Source organism: Ramlibacter sp. (assembly GCF_035706265.1).
In the GTDB taxonomy this organism is placed as follows: domain Bacteria; phylum Pseudomonadota; class Gammaproteobacteria; order Burkholderiales; family Burkholderiaceae_C; genus Ramlibacter.
In genome coordinates, this window is record NZ_DASSVG010000122.1 from 1 (window position 1) to 2,643 (window position 2,643).

A 2,643-nucleotide genomic window follows, 5' to 3' on the forward strand; every position below is an offset into this window, starting at 1 on the left:
CCCCGCCTGCGCGGGGGTGACAATCACGGAATGGACCTCCGCGTCGCCCCGCCCGCCGTGCATGCCCGCCCCTTCGGCGAGCACCTGCGCCACTGGCGGCTGCGCCGCCGCCTGAGCCAGCTCGAACTCGCCGCCGAAGCCGGGATCTCGACCCGGCACCTCAGTTTCGTCGAGACCGGCCGGTCGGTGCCGAGCCGGGAGATGGTGCTGCGCCTCGCGGAGCGGCTGGACGTGCCGCTGCGCGAGCGCAATGCGCTTCTGGTGGCGGCCGGCTACGCGCCGATGTACCGCGAGCGACCGCTGGACGACCCTGCCCTGGCCGCCGCGCGCGAGGCAGTGCAGACCATCCTGCGTAGCCACGAGCCCGCTCCGGCCCTGGCGGTGGACCGGCACTGGAACCTGGTGGCCAGCAACCGCCCGGTGGCGCACCTGCTGGCGGGGGTCGATCCCGCGCTGCTGCAGCCGCCCGTGAACGTGCTGCGCCTGAGCCTGCATCCGCAGGGCGTGGCGCCGCGGATCGTGAACCTGGGGCAGTGGCGGCACCACCTGTTCGAGCGCCTGCGGCAGCAGATCCAGGCGACGGCGGATCCGGTGCTGGAGGCGCTGGAGCGCGAGCTGCGGGCTTACCCGGTGGCGCCGGAGCAGGAGTCGCCGCGGCTGGAGGGCGAGGTGCTGGGCATCGCCATGCCGCTGCAGCTGCGCACTCCGGCAGGGGTGCTCAGTTTCATCAGCACCGTGACCGTGTTCGGCACGCCGGTGGATGTCACCTTGCAGGAGCTGGCCTTGGAGACCTTCTTCCCGGCGGACGAAGCGACGGGTGCGGCGCTGCGCGCATTGGCAAACGCGCAGGCGCCCTCGTAGGCTGGCGGTGGAGCGAAGCGAAAGCCCAGCGATGCGCGAAGCGCCGGGCGTCGGCGGGCCGTCCCGGCGCACGAAGCGCTGGGCTTCGGGCTGGCGCCGCTCAGCGCCAGCCTACGAAATCCGCCCGTTCCCTGCTCACGTCTGCGCCGGAATCGCCCCTCCGGGCGGCTCCACGTCCGGCTCGTCGTGGATGCGGCTCTCGAAGGCGCGCAGGCGCTTGTAGACGGAGATCAGCTCCACGATCGTGCTCCAGCTGTACACGAGGTACTGGAAGGACTCCGTCACCTTGTCGAAGGCGCGCGAGATCTGCTGCATCACGCCCAGCGTGATCACGCCCGCCACCACCGTGGGGCCCAGGGCGATCAGCGGCACCAGCACGCTCACCTGCAGGTAGGACCACTTCACGACGTCGAAGTACAGGTAGTGGAAGAACAGCCGGAAGTAGTTGCGCCGCACCTCCTGGAACAGCGTGGCCACCACCGGCGGCTGCGCGCGGGCCGCGTCGTCCTCGCCGTACACCAGCTCCTTGCGGTAGGCCGCCTCGCGGCGCTGGTTCTGGAACTGCAGGCCCGGCAGCAGCATGCCGGTGACGGCCAGCAGCACCGTGCCGAACACCGCCCAGCCGATCGACACCCACACCAGCGAATGCGGGATCGAGCCGATCACGGGCAGCTGGGTGATCTGGTCCGACAGCGTCCAGAGGATCGGCACGAAGGCGGCCAGCGTGAGGACGCTTCGCACCAGGTCGATCCCCAGGCCTTCCATGATGCTGGCGAAGCGCATCGTGTCCTCCTGCACCCGCTGCGCCGCTCCTTCGATCTTGCGCAGCCGCTCCCAGTAGCGCATGTAGTAGTCGTTCATCGCCTGGCGCCAGCGGAAGATGTAGTGCTTGACGAAGAAGTCGACGAACACGGCCACCGTCACGTAGATCATGGCGATGTGCAGGAAGGTCCCGAGCTGGTCCCAGAACTGCGGCAGCGTCACGCTGCCCTTGCTCCCCAGCGCCTTCTGCACCAGGTCGTAGAAGGTGCCGAACCAGTCGTTGATCTGCACGTCCAGCTGCACCCGGTACCAGGTGGTGAACAGGATCAGGATGGTGCCCAGGATGGACCACGCCCACCAGCGGCGGGTCAGGAAGAAGGAGCGGAACATTTGTTGTCCTTGGGAGGTTTCGCGCGATGCTAAAGAAAAAGGCGGCCCGATGGGCCGCCTGATCCTGGATCCCCGCGTGCGCGGGGATGACGGAAACCGTCAGACCGCGACTTCCTTCGCCGTCTCCGCGTATTCCTCGATCTGGTCGAAGTTCATGTAGCGGTACACCTTGGCGGCGTCCTTGTTGATCACGCCCATGTCGGCGTGGTACTCGGCCACCGTGGGGATGCGGCCCAGCTTGGAGGCGATCGCCGCCAGCTCCGCCGAAGCCAGGAACACGTTGGTGTTCTTGCCCAGGCGGTTGGGGAAGTTGCGGGTCGAGGTGGACACGACCGTCGCGCCTTCCTTCACCTGCGCCTGGTTGCCCATGCACAGGCTGCAGCCCGGCATTTCGGTGCGCGCACCGGCGGTGCCGAACGCGGCGTAGTGGCCTTCCTTGACCAGCTCGCTCTGGTCCATCTTGGTCGGCGGCGCGACCCACAGCTTGACCGGGATGTCGCGCTGGCCGCCCAGCAGCTTGGCCGCGGCGCGGAAGTGGCCGATGTTGGTCATGCACGAACCGATGAAGGCCTCGTCGATCTTGGTGCCGGCCACTTCGGACAGGGTCTTGGCATCGTCCGGGTCGTTGGG

The 2,643-nt window shown here is 68.5% G+C and carries 3 protein-coding genes; 1 reads left to right on the forward strand and 2 read right to left on the reverse strand.

Annotation, left to right across the window (positions count from 1 at the left end):
• Window positions 1-30: 30 nt before the first annotated feature.
• On the forward strand, window positions 31-861 hold the full coding sequence (locus tag VFM98_RS04800; RefSeq protein ID WP_325108757.1) for a helix-turn-helix transcriptional regulator: 831 nt from the start codon (window positions 31-33) through the stop codon (window positions 859-861).
• A 135-nt stretch (window positions 862-996) separates the two neighbouring features.
• On the opposite strand, the gene sbmA is transcribed toward VFM98_RS04800, so the two are convergent.
• Window positions 997-2,013: a peptide antibiotic transporter SbmA gene (gene sbmA / locus VFM98_RS04805; protein WP_325108758.1), complete on the reverse strand. Its 1,017-nt coding sequence runs from the start codon at window positions 2,011-2,013 to the stop codon at window positions 997-999.
• A 99-nt stretch (window positions 2,014-2,112) separates the two neighbouring features.
• A partial coding sequence (locus VFM98_RS04810) for an aconitase family protein (RefSeq protein ID WP_325108759.1) occupies window positions 2,113-2,643 on the reverse strand: 531 nt, incomplete at its 5' end.

Coding starts and splice junctions, on each gene's coding strand:
- VFM98_RS04800 (WP_325108757.1), top strand. CDS start 31: ATGGACCTCCGCGTCGCCCCGCCCGCCGTGCATGCCCGCCCCTTCGGC.
- sbmA (WP_325108758.1), bottom strand. CDS start 2,013: ATGTTCCGCTCCTTCTTCCTGACCCGCCGCTGGTGGGCGTGGTCCATC.